A 16,622-nucleotide genomic window follows, 5' to 3' on the forward strand; every position below is an offset into this window, starting at 1 on the left:
TGAAATGGGTGGACAAGTGAGAGTTGCAATTGTCGGTGCGGGGGGACGCATGGGACGGACTCTTATTGAATCGGCTTATCATCAAGAGCACATTCGTTTAGGCGCGGCTATCGAGCGTCCCGGTTCAAGCTTAGTTGGCGTGGATGCAGGCGAACTCGTCGGTGTGGGTAAGTTAAATGTCATTATCATGGATTCGCTCGACTATGCGACCGATGACTTTGATGTGCTGATTGATTTTACTGCGCCAGAGGCCAGTATTGTCCATTTAGACTGGTGTGTGCGCCATAAGAAAGCCATGGTGATCGGCACAACTGGTTTCAATCATGCTCAAAAAGAACAGATTAATGCCTTTGCCGAGCAAACGCCGGTGGTGATGGCGCCGAATATGTCTGTGGGCGTCAATCTGATGTGGAAATTGCTCGAGTTGGCCGCTGAGGTCATGGGCGATTACACCGATATCGAAATTATCGAAGGTCACCACAGATATAAGAAAGACGCGCCATCTGGCACGGCACTAAAAATGGGTGAAGTGATTGCCAAGACCTTAGGTCGTGATCTCGAAAAATGCGCCGTCTATGGCCGCGAAGGGATCACTGGCGAGCGCGACCGTGAAACTATCGGTTTTGCGACTGTGCGTGCAGGCGACTTAGTCGGTGAGCATACCGCCATGTTTGCCGATATCGGTGAGCGTTTAGAGATCACCCATAAAGCCTCTAGCCGTATGACCTTTGCTAATGGCGCTATGCGTGCCGCCCATTGGTTAGTGGAGCAAAAACCGGGTCTGTATGATATGCAGCAGGTATTAGGTTTGAATTAACAGAAAAAACGCCATATTGGCGTTTTTTTTTGCACTCAGATGCCAAGGTGTAGACGAGTTTGGATTTATCCTGTAAACTCGCTGGAATTTGTCAAAATTTCGTAAATAAGCGGAAATTGGTATCTTAACATAGCATAAAAACATTATATTTCAGTGGCTTGGCTCTTTATGGAGGTCGCGTTGACAAAGTCTGCCTTACTCGTACTCGAAGATGGAACCGTATTCACTGGCACAGCAATTGGTGCCGATGGTCTCTCTGTTGGTGAAGTTGTTTTTAACACTTCCATGACAGGATACCAAGAAATTTTAACTGATCCCTCTTATTCACGCCAAATAGTAACTTTAACCTACCCCCACATTGGTAACACTGGTACCAATAATGAAGACGTCGAATCCAATGGGGTTCATGCTTGTGGTTTAATCATTCGCGATCTTCCACTCGTAGCAAGTAGTTTCCGCAATCAGCAAACCCTCAGTGATTATCTCAAAGCAAACAACGTTGTTGGCATCGCAGATATCGATACTCGTAAATTAACTCGAATCCTCCGTGAAAAAGGTGCCCAAGCGGGTTGCATCATGGCAGGTGCTGACTTAGATGAAGCGAAAGCACTGGCGGCGGCTAAAGCCTTCCCGGGTTTAAAGGGCATGGATTTAGCAAAAGAAGTGACGACTGACAAAGCCTACCCATGGCGCAAGGGTAGCTGGCGTTTAGTGGGCGGCTTGCCTGAAGATACGCCAGCCGAAGCGCTGAAGTACAAAGTCGTTGCCTACGACTATGGCGTTAAGCAAAACATCCTGCGTATGTTGGTTGACCGTGGCTGTGATGTCACCGTTGTTCCGGCAAAAACATCGGCTGCTGAAGTGTTAGCGATGAACCCTGACGGTGTGTTCCTCTCTAACGGCCCTGGCGACCCAGAGCCATGCGACTACGCGATTGAAGCGATTCAACAAATCCTGAAAACCGATACGCCGATTTTCGGTATCTGTTTAGGCCACCAGTTACTGGCATTGGCATCAGGCGCGAAAACCTTAAAGATGAAGTTTGGTCACCACGGTGCTAACCACCCAGTGAGCAATATCGAAAAAGGTAACGTGATGATCACCAGCCAAAACCACGGTTTTGCTGCCGATGAAGCCACATTACCTGCCAATATCAAAGTGACTCATAAGTCACTGTTCGATGGTTCACTGCAAGGTATCCATCTGACGGACAAACCTGCGTTCAGCTTCCAAGGTCACCCTGAAGCGAGCCCAGGTCCGAACGATGCGGCCCCACTGTTCGATCACTTTATCGAGCTTATTGAACAATACCGTCAGAACGCTAAGTAATACGCAAGCTAGGAGAAGAGAGAAGCAATGCCAAAACGTACAGATATAAAGAGTATTCTTATCCTAGGTGCAGGCCCAATTGTTATTGGTCAGGCGTGTGAATTTGACTATTCAGGCGCTCAAGCCTGTAAAGCCCTGCGTGAAGAAGGTTACCGCGTCATTCTGGTGAACTCTAACCCTGCCACCATTATGACCGACCCTGAAATGGCTGATGCCACTTACATCGAGCCAATCCAATGGGAAGTGGTACGTAACATTATCGCCAAAGAACGTCCTGATGCGATTCTGCCAACCATGGGCGGTCAAACCGCGCTGAACTGCGCCCTTGAGCTTGAAGCTAAAGGCGTACTGGCTGAATTCAACGTTGAAATGATCGGTGCAACCGCCGATGCGATTGATAAAGCAGAAGACCGTAGCCGCTTCGACAAAGCCATGAAGAGCATCGGCTTAGAGTGTCCACGCGCGGGCATAGCCCACAGCATGGAAGAAGCCTATGGTGTACTCGACCTCGTTGGTTTCCCTTGTATTATCCGTCCATCATTCACTATGGGTGGCTCGGGCGGTGGTATCGCCTACAACAAGGAAGAGTTCGAAGAAATCTGTTCTCAAGGTTTAGATTTATCGCCAACTAAAGAGCTACTCATCGACGAGAGCTTAATTGGTTGGAAAGAATACGAGATGGAAGTGGTTCGTGACCGTAACGACAACTGTATCATCGTCTGTTCTATCGAAAACTTTGACCCAATGGGCGTGCACACCGGTGACTCTATTACCGTTGCGCCAGCGCAGACCCTGACTGACAAAGAATACCAACTGATGCGTAACGCCTCTATGGCGGTACTGCGTGAGATTGGTGTTGAAACTGGTGGTTCGAACGTACAGTTTGGTATCAACCCGAAAGATGGCCGTATGGTTATCATCGAGATGAACCCACGCGTATCACGTTCATCGGCACTGGCGTCTAAAGCAACGGGCTTCCCGATTGCGAAAATCGCCGCCAAGTTAGCGGTCGGTTTCACCCTCGATGAGCTGATGAACGACATCACTGGCGGCCGTACCCCAGCGTCATTCGAGCCAGCTATCGACTACGTTGTGACTAAAGTACCTCGCTTTAACTTTGAAAAATTCGCAGGTTCAAACGATCGCTTAACCACCCAGATGAAATCTGTAGGTGAAGTAATGGCGATTGGCCGTACTTTCCAAGAATCACTGCAAAAAGCCCTGCGTGGTTTAGAAGTGAGCCGTCACGGCTTTGACCCCATCACTGACTTAACCAAAGCCGATGCCTTAGCGCGTATTCGCCTCGAGCTGAAAGAGCCAGGCTGTGACCGTATTTGGTACATCGCCGATGCTATGCGTGCGGGTTTAACCCTGGATGAAATCTTCCGTTTAACCAACATCGACCCATGGTTCTTAGTTCAGATTGAAGAGCTGATTAAGCTGGAAGGCCAAGTGGCCGAAGGTGGTTTAGCCGGTCTTAACGAAGAACTGCTGCGTAAGCTTAAGCGTAAAGGTTTTGCCGATGCGCGTCTGGCGGCGGTCCTTGGCGTAAACGAAACTGAAGTACGTAAACTGCGTGACCGTTTCGATATCCACCCAGTGTACAAGCGCGTAGATACCTGCGCGGCTGAATTTGCCACCGACACCGCTTACATGTACTCAACCTATGAGGAAGAGTGTGAAGCGAACCCATCTGACCGTGAGAAAATCATGGTGTTAGGTGGTGGTCCAAACCGTATCGGTCAAGGTATCGAATTCGATTACTGCTGTGTGCACGCGGCATTAGCCCTGCGTGAAGACGGTTATGAAACCATCATGGTGAACTGTAACCCTGAAACCGTTTCTACCGACTACGACACTTCAGATCGTCTGTACTTCGAGCCTGTTACCCTAGAAGACGTGCTAGAAATCGTCCGTATCGAGAAGCCAAAGGGCGTTATCGTACAGTACGGTGGCCAAACTCCGCTGAAACTGGCTCGCGCCCTCGAAGCGGCAGGTGTGCCCATTATTGGTACTAGCCCAGATGCGATTGACCGCGCAGAAGACCGTGAGCGTTTCCAGCAAGCGATTCAACGTCTGGAAATGAAGCAACCTGAAAACGATACAGTCACCACCGTTGAAGGTGCTGTGATTGCCGCTGAGCGTATCGGTTATCCGCTGGTTGTTCGTCCATCCTACGTACTGGGCGGCCGCGCGATGGAAATCGTTTACGACCAACAGGATTTACTGCGCTACTTCAACGAAGCGGTCAGCGTATCTAACGCTTCGCCAGTACTGTTAGACCACTTCCTAGACGATGCTATCGAAGTGGATATCGACGCAGTATGTGACGGTGAAACCGTAGTTATCGGCGCGATTATGGAGCATATCGAGCAGGCGGGGGTTCACTCAGGTGACTCTGGTTGTTCACTGCCTCCTTACACCTTAAGCCAAGCTATCCAAGACGAAATGCGCGTACAAGTGCGTAAGCTTGCGATGGAGCTGGGTGTTGTCGGTCTGATGAACGTACAGTTTGCCGTGAAGAATAACGAAATCTACATGATTGAAGTTAACCCACGTGCAGCGCGTACCGTGCCATTCGTATCGAAAGCCACTGGCGTGCCTTTAGCTAAGATTGCTGCCCGTGTGATGGCAGGTCAAAGCCTGAAAGCGCAAAACTTCACCGAAGAAGTGATCCCACCTTTCTACTCAGTGAAAGAAGTGGTACTGCCATTTAACAAGTTCCCTGGCGTTGACCCACTGTTAGGCCCTGAAATGCGCTCAACAGGTGAGGTGATGGGCGTGGGCGATACCTTCGCCGAAGCTTATGCTAAGGCGCAGTTAGGTGCGACTTCTGAAGTGCCTAAGTCTGGTCGTGCTCTGTTGTCTGTGCGTAACAGCGACAAGAAACGTGTTGCCGACTTAGCTGCTAAGTTGATTGAGCTGGGTTATCAAATTGATGCCACTCACGGTACTGCGGTTATCCTAGGTGAAGCGGGTATCAACCCACGCTTAGTGAACAAGGTACACGAAGGCCGTCCACACATTCTTGACCGTATCAAGAACGGTGAGTACACCTATATTGTGAACACCACCGAAGGCCGTCAAGCGATTGAAGACTCTCGTCAATTACGTCGCGGTGCACTGCGTTACAAAGTGAACTATACCACGACCATGAACGCTGCATTCGCCACTTGTATGGCACACGCTGCGGACGACCGCACTAACGTGACCTCAGTGCAAGAGCTGCATCAGCGCGTATTGGCTAAATAAGCCATAAGCCTCTGTAATCAAAAGGCCAGATAACTTAAGTTATCCGGCCTTTGTTTTTGCGCTCAAAAACTTACGCTCAAAATTTATTGCCCAATGCGCTCGGTTTCCATTGGCGGCGCATCATTGGGCAGCCAGTGGTGATAGATTTGTGCAAAGGTGCCATCGGCCTTAATGCTGATAAGTGCCTCTTTCCATTTATCGATTTCTTCACTTGGCGTTCCCTTCGAAAAGGCAATGTACAGATGATTCGCACTGATAGTGTAGAGGGATTTGACATCATCAATACTTGCGCCCGCTTCGGCGAGAATACTTGGGGCGGTAAGATTGGCGTTGCACCAGAGATCGATTCGGCGCTTCATCAGTTGCTTAGCGCTCAGTAGTGGCGTCGATGAGGGGGCGAGATTCGTCAAACCATGCTCCATTAATAATTGTTCCTCAACGGAGGAGCGATACACTCCTACGGCTTTAGCCTGTTTAGCATCATCAATCGAGCTAATGTTGAGCTGACTGTTTTTGAGTGCGTAGAAGTTTGTCGTGCCAACGGCGACTGGGCCTATCATACTAAACAGCTGCTCTCGCTCGGGTGTACGAGTCATAGTAAACAGCACTGTATTAGCTTGTTCCGTCATGATTTTCCAGCCGCGTGCCCAGGGCACCACCTTGATGTGATCCTGATTATTCACGCGCTTTTGGATTTCTTGCACCACTTGTACCGCTAAACCATCGGGTTTGCCGTCGACGGAAAAACTAATGGGGGCCCATTCTTCGGTATAAATATTCAGTGTGGCTGCTACGCGCAAGGGAAAGGCGCCAACGGTGAGTAATAGCAGTAGGCCTGTGAAAAATTTCATTAATAACCCTAAAAAAATTAGAACGTTATATTAGAGTCTCACGGCGTGCTCTGAATGAATTAAAGATGATAAGTGTACGGCTATCAATAGCTAACCGAGATTATTTTGTAAATAGCAATGTGAAAAAGGTATCTCGGCTAAGCCACTAATTTACCTTTTACAGGATAAATAAACCCAAAGAGCAGCGAGTGCTCTTTGGGGAATTAAAATCCATTAACGCTGATACACATCATGCATCAAATGGTCTATGCACTGGACTACCCGCATACTGGTGTCTTCCATCACATGGAGTTGTTTAACCATGTCGGACAAGTTGCCTTTTTGTCTCGCTGCCAACGCCGCTTTACCCGCATCGTGCACCGCCTTATGGGGAGCGTCGAGGGCTTTAAAGTTGTTTAAATGCTGATAATTTTCCGCGCCAAATCCCTTGAAATACCATTGGCCTAAGCGACATTCGGTATGTGAATTAACGCTATGATCATGCTTTGGTTTTTCAATTAGTTGGTAAACATTACTCTTCCAGACTGCATGGTCGAGTTTAGTGGTGTTAAGGAAAGAGGTGGTCGCCGCATTATGGATCACCTGTTGCATTTTATGTGACCGCTGAAGGACATCCTCAACCACGTGGCCGATTTGTGTCGATGAGGCGGCAATATCGCTGGCACTGGATTGATTGGTGTTAACAATATTTTTAATCTCGCTTGCTTGGGTAACTATCTGTTTTACTAACTTTTCAATCTGGCTGCTGGCCTCGTGAGCCTTACTCGCTAGTTGCCTAACTTCGTCGGCGACCACGGCAAAACCGCGGCCTGCTTCGCCCGCGCGGGCAGCTTCAATGGCGGCATTGAGGGCAAGTAGGTTGGTTTGCTCTGAAATCCCTTGAATGGCAGAAACAAACTGGTTGATGGACGCTGTCGTGCCATTAAGAGCGGTCACGGCTTCCATGCTTTGGCTCGCTTGAGTGTTTATCTCATGTGCCCTTTGGCCTAAGTTCGCAATGGCGAGCCTAGTTTGATCGAAAATGGCATCAAGTTCGGAGAGTGAATCCTTTTCTTCGGTGAGTTGAGTCGCACTGCTCGCTAAGCCATCTCGGATCGCATTTAACATTTCGCCGCCCTGATTTTGGCAGGCTATGACCTCGGTAAACAGATCGGCCGCTTGGCGTGACTGTTGTTTCATTGTTTCGTGTTCATGGATGATGGTTTTGAGTTCATCTAATTCTTGTTGATGCTGCTGTTGTAATTGAATGAGCTGTTGCTTGAGAGAGTTATTTTCAGACTTAAGTTGAGCGTTAAACCACATATAAACCTCTAGTTATTGTTATGGCGACAGCTTATTAATTTTATGGTGCAACCCCTGCGAGGTTGAAATAAATCGCAAGCTGCTGGTGGTTAAATATTAGTGTATGCCCAAACTTCATTGATAAAAGAACAGCAGATTTATGAGCTTGAGCAAATAAATGCTTAATAATGAGGGAATACAAGTCAGTTATTGCTGAATACCTTGTATTCCCATCATCAATCTTGAGCTTAGAGCTGTGCCGTTATCCTTTAGACGAGTGTATTGAACAACGGCACTTTAAGTCTCAAGTTACCTATGCCGTCGGCAAGTCGAGCAGCATAGTGGCAATACTAAAATAAACCAGCACACCAATGATATCGGCTATTGAGGTGATAAGTGGCGCACTGGCTGAAGCCGGATCCATTTTTAACTTGCTGAGTAAAAAGGGCAGTGACATACCAATCAGGCTGCCAATAATCACCACAATTTGCATGGTTAGTGCGACGACGAGGGCAATTTCAGGGCCGCCGCGCCAGAAACCGAGCAAGGACACCGCCAGTGCCATGCTGGCACCGAGTAATCCCGCCACTCCTAACTCGCGCCCTAGCAATGAGAGCCAATCCTTGAGTATCACTTCGCCCGTGGCTAATCCCCGCACCATTAAGGTCGCGGATTGCGAGCCAGCATTACCGCCGCTGTCGATAAGTAAAGGCAGAAAGAACACTAAAGACACATAGCTCGAAATCGTATCTTCGAAGAAGGCGATACCGGCCCCCGAGAAGATATTGCCAAAGACCAAAATCACCAACCAGACCACGCGCTTACGGTAGAGTAGCCCTATGCTGGCGGTCTTTAAATTGTGCTCGATATTGCCTATGGCCGCGTTTTTGGTGAACTCGAGATCGGCCTGTGAGCTGGCAATATCCATCGCATCGTCATAGGTCACAATCCCCACTAATTGCCCCTTGCCATTGATGATGGGCAAAGCTAGCAGATCGTAATGGGCGATCATCTGCACCGCTTCTTGGCATTGGGCGTTAGCATCTAAGGCAATGGGGTTGGGTTTCATGAAATCGACCACCCGTTCTTCTGGCTGGGCCAGTAGTAATTGCCGTAGCGAGACGGTACCAATTAAGCGCCCCAACATATCAACCACATAGGCTTGATATATGGTTTCTTTGTCGGCGGTTTCCGTGCGGAGCATATCAATCGCTTGGGCGGCGGTATGTCGACTATTGAGCAAGGTGTAATCCGATGTCATCGCTGCACCGACCTTGGTTTTATCGTATGCGGCTAAGGTGCGCAAATCTTCCCGTTTAGCCTGCGCTAACACGGGCAAGAAGAGTTGTTGCTGCTGAGGTTCGAGCAGATTGTAGAGATCGGCGCGCTCATCCGCCGCCATCGTCAGCAAGAGCGAAGATAGTGTGGCTTTATCAAGCTGTTGCACTAATGCGGCTTGCTGCTCATCGCTTAAATAGCGCAGTAAATCGGCGGCAACTTTTGCCGGTGCCAGTTGCAAAAATACTAATTGCTGCGACTGACTAAAGCTGCTGAGCGCGGCGGCAATATCCGCGGGATGGCGCTCTTTGGCCAAGGCGACCATGCTCGCGCTGTCGCGTTGTGCTAGGATGATTTGCAGGGCTAAGATGATTTGCTTAGTGTTTTTTTGGTTGTTGTTCATGTTCATAGGTCATTCTCCCAACGAGCTATTAGCCAAAGAAAAAAGTGATATCTGCACCGAATTGCTGGGCATTTCCCTTAAGGTTGTTGCCTAGGCTGAATTCGAGTTGCAACTGTCTTTTGAGTAACCATTGATAGGCAAGCCGGTAGGCGTGTGCCTCGGGTGCCTTGCGATAAATTTCGCCGACCCATTGCTGATCTGCGCTCGGTGCTAAGGCAATGGCGATGCCTGCGATCAGTTGCGGCGACTGAGCCGCGTGTTGATAAAAGCCCAAATTGCTATAGAGGCGTAAATCCAGCTCCGCCATCTGATATCCCATAATGCCGAGCACTTCTGCGGCAATGGGGTGATTGTCTTGATGATGGTGTTGCAGATTCATGGCCAGCGCGCTCTGCCAAGGGCCCGTGCCAACGTGCAAGGGCAATTTAATGCCCAGCTCGGTTTGCTGTTCGTTATTGCTGCTGACTCTTTGATTTTCAAAAGCTAAGTGTTGATTTTCAAAGCCTAGGTGTTGATGTTCAAACCCTAAGTGCCATTCCCATTGTCCTTGGTTGCAGGTCGCCGCCGTTTTGAGTGTTGAGGCAGAGTGATCCGATCTAGGTTGTTGCCAGCCGAGTTGCAGCTCGCAGCGCTCGGCGATGCCGGGATCATCAAGGTCCAGCAATGAAGCGTTCGCCGTGACGCTAAGGCATAGCCCAAATAGGGCCAAAGGTTGCCGAGCTAAGGTGGATGTATGCTTGATATAAGCCATAGGTAAACTCCCAAAGTAAGGGAAGCCTACTGGGGCAAAACATGAGTGAAGATGTATTCAATGGCCAGCACTCTAGCTCCAGCGCAAGGCCGGATAAAACCAATAGCCGAGCGCATGCACGGGCATGATTGGCCATGGTAAAAGCTTAAATTGAATAAATGGGAGTGGAGTGAGGAAGCGTCACGCTACTACCCTGCCTAGCAGGTAGCAGCAAAAACATTGCGGGCTAGTGCTAGGTGTTTAATCCTGTCACTTGGACAGGGCATCTACTGTCACTTATGTGTGTGCCCACAGTGGGTCTCCGCAATGATAAAAGTGGCTAGATTCTAAACCGCGAAAACGCAAAGTCAAACCCGAACGCCAATTCGCTATGTTTACGTTTGAATATGGTTTTTATTTTTGGGTGAATTGAGTTGGTTGGTTTTAATCTTGTTGTGCCTTGGTGATTAAATGTTCTCTGTGAGTGGGGTTGTTGTTGGTTTTGTGGGCTTTCCTGCCTAGGTCGCTGGTGGCAATGAGCATGCAGTGATTGATGACTCAATCGATTTAGGTATAACCTTGGCTATCACGCCTTAATATGGCATCTCTTGCCTAAGTTGTTGGGTAAAGAGATATTTTGACGCGCAAATCCGTTAAAGGCGCTGTTGAGTGCATGATTTGGCTAAAGAGGAATAATACTGTGGCGCAGCATTCCCCAGAATTGTCGAGTTCAACTGAGTCAACGCAATCGAATATTAAAATTGCGACCGTGAATCTATTTAACTTTATCGAGCCGCCCTCAGCCTTTTACGATTTTGAGAATATCTATAGCCACGGCCAATGGCAGAAAAAGTGCCAGTGGTTTAGCGAGTTATTGAATCAACATCATCCGGATATTGTCGGGTTTCAGGAGGTGTTTAGCCCCGAACCGTTACGCCAGCTTGCGTTGCAGCAGGGACTCACTCATTTTGCAGTGGTCGATAGTGCGACCTTAGTCAGTGACTATATCTACCAAAGCCCTGTGGTGGCTTTGGCGTCTCGCTTCCCTATCCTTGAGGTACACGCTATCGAACCCGAGGTGCACTTAGTGGCGGCGATGGGCTTGTCGAGCGAATTTGCTTTTAGTCGTAAAGTGTTACGGGCGACGGTGGCGGTGCCGCAGATTGGCCCCTGTGATTGCTATGTGGTGCATTTTAAATCTAAGCGGCCGGGATTAGCCCTTGAGCCGCATCCCTTGGGCTTGTCGTTAAATGCGCCGTTGGATCTTAAGTTACACGCAGAGACTAAGTTATTAACCGAACAGGCCCTCGGGCGCTGGGCCTCGACCATGCAGCGGGGGGCTGAGGCGGCATTGCTGTTCCATGCCATACTCGCCAGAAGACAGAGTGCCAAATATCCGGTGATCCTGATGGGGGATTTTAACGATAGTTTGTCCTTAGGCGCGCTGGATGCGTTAACCCTCCAAGGCGAAACGCTGCACAGTAACGATATAAAAGCTGCTGGGCTTGGGCATTTATCCGATGCGGCGTTAGCGCAAGTGTTTGGCCACTATCGATTACAAGATGCCTATGAGCTATTTATCGAAGCCAATGTAGCCGATAACGCCGTCCATTACCGTGAGCATAGGGCGCCCACCCATTACTATGGCCCTAAAGGATCTGTGCTGGATTATGTGTTGCTCTCCAATGAGTTTGATGCCCGCGATAGCCGCAGTTTGGCACAGGTGGTGGATTATCAGACCTGTGATAGACATTTAGTCAGGCCCGAATATGAGCGCGATGCCTATAGTACCGACCATGCGCCCGTGATGGTGGAATTAGCACTGCGGCGTTAGCTGCTCAAACTTTAATTGTTCGGCTGAACACTCAATATCAAGCCTAATTGAAACCAAGCTTGCAGTGCTTGCAACAACTGCTGCATGGCCTCTTCTGGCGCAAAAAAGTTCAGCATCAATTCGCATTGCTCGGCAATATTGGCCCCGTGAATAAATCCTTGAATCAAGGCTAATTGGTATTCTGCAAGTGAGATAAACTCCGTTAAACGGCTCTCGCCGCGCCAAAGTAGCCATGCGCGTTTACCTTGATAATCGGGCGCGGGCGGGACTTGTTGATGCTTTAAGGCTTGCCAGGTTTCTACCGCATTGCTGGCACATTCAAATAGCTGCACGCTATGGTGAAAACGCAGTTGGCAATAGGGCCAAGCATCGGCGGGTAAGGATTGCAGTGCCGCAAAACTTGCGCGCTGTTCATCTTTGGCATCGAAGGCGTTGAGTAATCGGCGCTCGAATCTGGCGATATCGCTGATAATCGGATACTGACTAAAAAAAGCGTCGCTGGCTAAGTAGTCGGGCAGGGCATCGGCAAATTGGCGTAGCGAGGTAAAACGTGAGGGCTGGTGGACGATATAGCCATTGGCCATGCGCGCGAATAAGTCATCGCCTAAATACAGGCCGAGTATTTCATGGTCGGTATCGAGGACTTCGGTTAAGCGAATGCGATAGGCATTGGCGTAAATCTGCATGCGGATATCACGGCCAACGCCGCCTTGCTCGGCAACTCTGTCGCTAAAGGGTTTCGCTATAGTTTCTGCTATCGGCGTTTGGGCGGCGCTTGCCAGCAGATAATCCATAAATTGCTGTTGGATCTCGCTAAGTTGACTCATGCCACCGTCTCCTGCCGCGGTCTGTAAACCAGAGGATGTGACTCGCCTAACGTGGTGCGGGCGATGTTGCGAGCAATCGCCAACTCGGCTTCCAATGCATTAAATTCGGGGATATTGGCATCGCGCTCGATCATAGTGCTGACGCCGCCAAAGCGGGTTAATGCCTGCCGATACAGCTCCCAGACACTGGGGCAAACGTCGTGATCATGGGTGTCGATAACATAGTCGCCGTAATCCGAGTGACCCGCTAAGTGAAATTGTTGCACCCGATTAGGCGCGATTTGCAGCAGATAATCCTCAGGGGGAAACTGATGGTTACGGGCACTGACGTAGATGTTGTTGATATCTAACAGCAATAGGCAATCGGCCTCCTCGGCTACCGCGTTAACAAATTGCCATTCATTCATGGTGGAATCTTGGTAGGACAAATAGCTGGAGACGTTCTCCATCAGAATGCGGCGGCCTAAAAAGTCCTGCACTATGCCGATGCGCTCGGCCACGTGTCTCACGGTTTCCTCGGTGTAGGGCAGGGGCAATAAGTCATGGCTATTGATGCCGTGGATGGAGGTCCAGCAAATATGATCCGAAATCCATTGGGGCTGCACTTCATTAGCGAGTTGTTTTAGCGCCTTAAGATAATCCATATTCAGCGGATCTGTGCTGCCGATGGATAAAGATACGCCGTGCATCACCAGCGGATAACGCTCGGCAATCTCACTCAGGTAATAGCGGGGTTTTCCGCCCGCGACCATAAAGTTTTCCGAGAGTATCTCGAACCAGTCGACCTCGGGCTGATGCCTAAGCACATGATCGAAGTGCTGGGTTCGCAGTCCTAAACCAAAACCTAGGGTGGGGTGAGTGAGACTCTGCTTATCCATGTATAAACCTTATGTTGACTGAGTGGCAGAAGCGGCCTACATTCCGACCGCTTCTTTATCGATAAACACCTATTTGTCTTAGGCGCCGACTTTACCGCCTAAGTCGCCACAGGCTTTAGCTGGGGTGGCGACAAAACCACTGCCTTTACAGCTGGCGTGTCCGGCGCAGGCATTGTCTGCGGTTTTGCAGTCGTTATGGCCTTTGCAGGTATTAATGCCATAGCAGTGCACTAGCTCGGTATTGGCGATTTTGCCTACCCAATCATCGGCCACTTTGCCGCCGACATCGCCACAACTTTTGGATGGCATAGCCACAAATCCACTGCCTTTACAGCTGGCGTGGCCGGCGCAGGCGTTATCTGCGGTTTTACAGTCGTTATGGCCTTTACAGGTATTCACGCCATAACAGTGGACGAGGTCGCTACTGTCGGCGCTGGTCATGGGTTCTGCTGCATTGACTTGGCTTGCCATACCAGCCATGGCCATAGCAAGTGCTGCACCTGAAAGTGCGGTTTGGGCTTTCTTATTCATGGTCTCTTCCTTTGCATATCTGACGATATGAGTATCTTGTTGATTAGCTTGCTTTTATAACGACAGCACCAATAGGCAGCATATAAAGCGGATGGATAAATACAGGAATAAGCCTAGTTGCTTGTGCAGCTTTTGCTTAAGTCCTGTTACTGGATAAGACCTTAAGGGAGGAGAATATCTTTCAGCGAAATCCTGTTTATCTCGTCGAAAATCGCGCTGGTTTGCCAAAAATCGGCTGTGGTAAGTGGGGTTTGCGGCGAAAACTAAGCTATGATCGCCAGCACTTAGCGCGGCACTATTACGCGTTGTTGACGGTGGATGGCTCGCGCTCAAACGATATTAGGTATATTATCCGCTTCCATTTTTTGAAGACGGCGCCTGACGAACTTAACGCAGTTTGTTGTGGCGGTTCAATTTAGCAAGGCGGTACTTTTTTAAGGCGGTACTATGGCAGTCAGAATCAAACTTAAACCCGGTCGCGAAAAGTCCCTTGAGCGTCGTCATCCTTGGGTCTTTTCCAACGGGATCCACAACGTTAAAGGTAAGCCCGAAGCGGGCGAGACCGTCGATGTGGTTGCCCATGATGGTCATTGGTTGGGCCGTGGCGCCTGGTCTCCAGAGTCTCAAATCCAAGTGCGGATTTGGACTTTTGATCGCGAAGAAGAAATCGACCGTGAGTTTTTTAAGCGCCGTATTCTGCGTGCCCAATCGGGACGCGACGATCTCATTCGTGAGCAAGGCTTAACCGGTTACCGCTTAATTGCCGCCGAGTCCGATGGTTTGCCCGGTATTACTATTGATAAATACGCCAATGTGTTGGTCTGCCAACTGCTGAGCATGGGCGCCGATGTATGGCGTGACACTATTGTCGATGTGCTCGCCGAGCTGTATCCCGATTGCGCGATTTACGAGCGCTCTGACGTCGATTCCCGTAAGAAAGAAGGCTTAGCCTCTACCATGGGCTTACTCCATGGCACGTTGCCTGAGATGCCCGTCATTATTGAAGAAAACGGTATTAAGATTGCCGTCGATGTGACTAAGGGTCATAAGACTGGCTTCTACCTCGACCAGCGCGACAACCGTGCCATGGCGGCGCGGTTTGTGAAGGGCAAATCGGTTCTGAACTGTTTTTGCTACACGGGCACCTTTGGTCTGTATGCCGCTAAGGCGGGCGCGGCCAGCATTGAAAACGTCGACGTGTCGGCGCTTGCCCTCGATACCGCGCGTTTGAACATGCGAGTCAATGGCTTAAATGATGACAATGTGCATTACAACGAAGCTGATGTGTTTAAGTTACTACGTCAGTACCGCGATGAGGGTAAAACCTTCGATGTGATCGTACTCGACCCGCCAAAGTTTGCCGACAACAAGTCGCAGCTCAATGGCGCCTGCCGTGGCTATAAAGATATCAATATGATTGCGCTGCAATTATTAAATCCAGGCGGGGTGCTGTTGACCTTCTCTTGTTCGGGATTAATGCCAGCGGATCTGTTCCAAAAAATCGTTGCCGATGCGGCTTTGGATGCCAAACGTGAGATCCAATTTATCGAGCGTTTAAGCCAAGCGAGCGATCACCCGATTGGCAGCGCCTTCCCAGAAGGTTTTTACCTCAAGGGCTTAGTGGCTCGAGTGTGGTAATCGCTTAATAGCCCTAGGGTCATAAAAAATGCCGGTGCAACTGCACCGGCATTTTTGTTTCTCGCATGGGAGTCTTTTGACTCACCTTGCCTTAAGCGGTAAAGGTTTTTACACCTTCAGGGGTGCCAACCAATAACACATCGGCGCCGCGTTTTGCGAACAGGCCGTTGGTGACTACGCCGACGATGGCGTTGATCTTCTCTTCTAATTCCTTAGGATTGATGATCTTAAGGTTGTAAACGTCGAGGATCACGTTGCCGTTATCCGTGACAACGCCTTCACGGTACACAGGGTCGCCGCCGAGTTTGACCAGTTCACGGGCCACGTAAGAGCGCGCCATTGGGATCACTTCAACGGGCAGTGGGAATTCACCCAAAATATCCACTTGTTTAGTGTTATCCACGATACAGACAAACTTTTCAGCCACAGCCGCAACGATTTTCTCGCGGGTTAATGCCGCGCCGCCGCCTTTGATCATGTCCATATGGCCGTTGATTTCATCGGCACCATCGACATACACAGATAATTTATCGACGCTGTTTAAGTCATAAACTGGGATGCCAAGGGCTTTCATCTTTTGGGTTGAGGCTTCAGAGCTTGATACCGCACCTTCAATATCGGCCTTCATGGTGGCGAGGGCATCGATAAAGTGATTGACGGTTGAGCCTGTGCCTACACCCACAATGCTGTCTTTCTCAACGTATTTGAGAGCAGCCCAGCCAGCGGCTTTTTTCATTTCATCTTGAGTCATGTTGACATCCTGTAATGGCAAATGAGTAAAAAATTCTGGGCTTAGTATACTCTTTTCCATCAAAGTGTGTGGTGCTATTGCACTGTAGCTGTGATCTTGGGCGGTGATCTCGTGCAGTGTCCTGTTTACAGTGCTTACAGATTTAATCACTAAGTGAACTCGTTAAAATGAGTGATGCGCCTAAGATAAAGCCCATTTGGCTATTGACGATTCGCTAGGCGG

At 49.5% G+C, this 16,622-nt stretch carries 13 protein-coding genes; 5 read left to right on the top strand and 8 right to left on the bottom strand.

Going from position 1 to position 16,622, the window contains the following annotated elements:
• Positions 1-4: 4 nt before the first annotated feature.
• The 3 genes from dapB to carB all read left to right on the top strand — a co-directional run bounded on the left by dapB (position 5) and on the right by carB (position 5,398).
• Positions 5-817 (top strand): 4-hydroxy-tetrahydrodipicolinate reductase, encoded by an 813-nt coding sequence (dapB, locus tag K0H60_RS05105; RefSeq protein WP_011716092.1) that lies wholly within the window; start codon positions 5-7, stop codon positions 815-817.
• A gap of 168 nt (positions 818-985) precedes the next feature.
• The gene (gene carA, locus K0H60_RS05110) at positions 986-2,146 is read left to right on the top strand and encodes a glutamine-hydrolyzing carbamoyl-phosphate synthase small subunit (protein ID WP_088210913.1); all 1,161 of its coding nucleotides are present in this window, start codon (positions 986-988) and stop codon (positions 2,144-2,146) included.
• A 27-nt stretch (positions 2,147-2,173) separates the two neighbouring features.
• Positions 2,174-5,398: a carbamoyl-phosphate synthase large subunit gene (gene carB, locus K0H60_RS05115; RefSeq protein ID WP_220057483.1), complete on the top strand. Its 3,225-nt coding sequence runs from the start codon at positions 2,174-2,176 to the stop codon at positions 5,396-5,398.
• 83 nt (positions 5,399-5,481) lie between these two features.
• Here carB and K0H60_RS05120 read toward each other — a convergent pair whose 3' ends face one another.
• The 4 genes from K0H60_RS05120 to K0H60_RS05135 all read right to left on the bottom strand — a co-directional run bounded on the left by K0H60_RS05120 (position 5,482) and on the right by K0H60_RS05135 (position 9,962).
• Positions 5,482-6,249, bottom strand: coding sequence for a substrate-binding periplasmic protein (locus tag K0H60_RS05120; RefSeq protein ID WP_220057484.1), 768 nt, complete (start codon positions 6,247-6,249; stop codon positions 5,482-5,484).
• A gap of 213 nt (positions 6,250-6,462) precedes the next feature.
• The gene (locus tag K0H60_RS05125) at positions 6,463-7,551 is read right to left on the bottom strand and encodes a methyl-accepting chemotaxis protein (RefSeq protein WP_220057485.1); all 1,089 of its coding nucleotides are present in this window, start codon (positions 7,549-7,551) and stop codon (positions 6,463-6,465) included.
• Positions 7,552-7,843: 292 nt separating this feature from the next.
• A complete protein-coding gene (gene mgtE, locus K0H60_RS05130; protein WP_220057486.1) occupies positions 7,844-9,217 on the bottom strand; it encodes a magnesium transporter in 1,374 nt (457 codons plus the stop codon).
• A gap of 22 nt (positions 9,218-9,239) precedes the next feature.
• Positions 9,240-9,962 carry a hypothetical protein gene (locus K0H60_RS05135; RefSeq protein WP_220057487.1) on the bottom strand — a complete coding sequence of 241 codons (723 nt, stop codon included), beginning with the start codon at positions 9,960-9,962 and terminating at the stop codon, positions 9,240-9,242.
• Positions 9,963-10,641: 679 nt separating this feature from the next.
• On the opposite strand from K0H60_RS05135, the gene K0H60_RS05140 reads away from it, so the two are divergent.
• Positions 10,642-11,775 (top strand): endonuclease/exonuclease/phosphatase family protein, encoded by a 1,134-nt coding sequence (locus K0H60_RS05140; protein WP_220057488.1) that lies wholly within the window; start codon positions 10,642-10,644, stop codon positions 11,773-11,775.
• A gap of 11 nt (positions 11,776-11,786) precedes the next feature.
• On the opposite strand, the gene K0H60_RS05145 is transcribed toward K0H60_RS05140, so the two are convergent.
• The 3 genes from K0H60_RS05145 to bufA2 all read right to left on the bottom strand — a co-directional run bounded on the left by K0H60_RS05145 (position 11,787) and on the right by bufA2 (position 14,011).
• Positions 11,787-12,602, bottom strand: a complete 816-nt coding sequence (locus tag K0H60_RS05145) for an HvfC/BufC N-terminal domain-containing protein (RefSeq protein ID WP_220057489.1) — start codon at positions 12,600-12,602, stop codon at positions 11,787-11,789.
• Positions 12,599-13,480: an MNIO family bufferin maturase gene (gene bufB, locus K0H60_RS05150; protein WP_220057490.1), complete on the bottom strand. Its 882-nt coding sequence runs from the start codon at positions 13,478-13,480 to the stop codon at positions 12,599-12,601. Before bufB ends, K0H60_RS05145 begins: the two co-directional genes overlap by 4 nt.
• 78 nt (positions 13,481-13,558) lie before the next feature.
• Positions 13,559-14,011 (bottom strand): BufA2 family periplasmic bufferin-type metallophore, encoded by a 453-nt coding sequence (bufA2, locus tag K0H60_RS05155; protein ID WP_011621764.1) that lies wholly within the window; start codon positions 14,009-14,011, stop codon positions 13,559-13,561.
• A 447-nt stretch (positions 14,012-14,458) separates the two neighbouring features.
• On the opposite strand from bufA2, the gene K0H60_RS05160 reads away from it, so the two are divergent.
• Positions 14,459-15,649, top strand: a complete 1,191-nt coding sequence (locus tag K0H60_RS05160) for a class I SAM-dependent rRNA methyltransferase (RefSeq protein WP_220057491.1) — start codon at positions 14,459-14,461, stop codon at positions 15,647-15,649.
• Between the two features lie 91 nt (positions 15,650-15,740).
• Here K0H60_RS05160 and rpiA read toward each other — a convergent pair whose 3' ends face one another.
• On the bottom strand, positions 15,741-16,400 hold the full coding sequence (gene rpiA, locus K0H60_RS05165) for a ribose-5-phosphate isomerase RpiA (RefSeq protein WP_011621766.1): 660 nt from the start codon (positions 16,398-16,400) through the stop codon (positions 15,741-15,743).
• Positions 16,401-16,622 lie beyond the last annotated feature (222 nt).

This window comes from Shewanella mangrovisoli (genome assembly GCF_019457635.1).
In the GTDB taxonomy this organism is placed as follows: domain Bacteria; phylum Pseudomonadota; class Gammaproteobacteria; order Enterobacterales; family Shewanellaceae; genus Shewanella; species Shewanella mangrovisoli.

Coding starts and splice junctions, on each gene's coding strand:
- dapB (WP_011716092.1), top strand. CDS start 5: ATGGGTGGACAAGTGAGAGTTGCAATTGTCGGTGCGGGGGGACGCATG.
- carA (WP_088210913.1), top strand. CDS start 986: ATGGAGGTCGCGTTGACAAAGTCTGCCTTACTCGTACTCGAAGATGGA.
- carB (WP_220057483.1), top strand. CDS start 2,174: ATGCCAAAACGTACAGATATAAAGAGTATTCTTATCCTAGGTGCAGGC.
- K0H60_RS05120 (WP_220057484.1), bottom strand. CDS start 6,249: ATGAAATTTTTCACAGGCCTACTGCTATTACTCACCGTTGGCGCCTTT.
- K0H60_RS05125 (WP_220057485.1), bottom strand. CDS start 7,551: ATGTGGTTTAACGCTCAACTTAAGTCTGAAAATAACTCTCTCAAGCAA.
- mgtE (WP_220057486.1), bottom strand. CDS start 9,217: ATGAACATGAACAACAACCAAAAAAACACTAAGCAAATCATCTTAGCC.
- K0H60_RS05135 (WP_220057487.1), bottom strand. CDS start 9,962: ATGGCTTATATCAAGCATACATCCACCTTAGCTCGGCAACCTTTGGCC.
- K0H60_RS05145 (WP_220057489.1), bottom strand. CDS start 12,602: ATGAGTCAACTTAGCGAGATCCAACAGCAATTTATGGATTATCTGCTG.
- bufB (WP_220057490.1), bottom strand. CDS start 13,480: ATGGATAAGCAGAGTCTCACTCACCCCACCCTAGGTTTTGGTTTAGGA.
- bufA2 (WP_011621764.1), bottom strand. CDS start 14,011: ATGAATAAGAAAGCCCAAACCGCACTTTCAGGTGCAGCACTTGCTATG.
- K0H60_RS05160 (WP_220057491.1), top strand. CDS start 14,459: ATGGCAGTCAGAATCAAACTTAAACCCGGTCGCGAAAAGTCCCTTGAG.
- rpiA (WP_011621766.1), bottom strand. CDS start 16,400: ATGACTCAAGATGAAATGAAAAAAGCCGCTGGCTGGGCTGCTCTCAAA.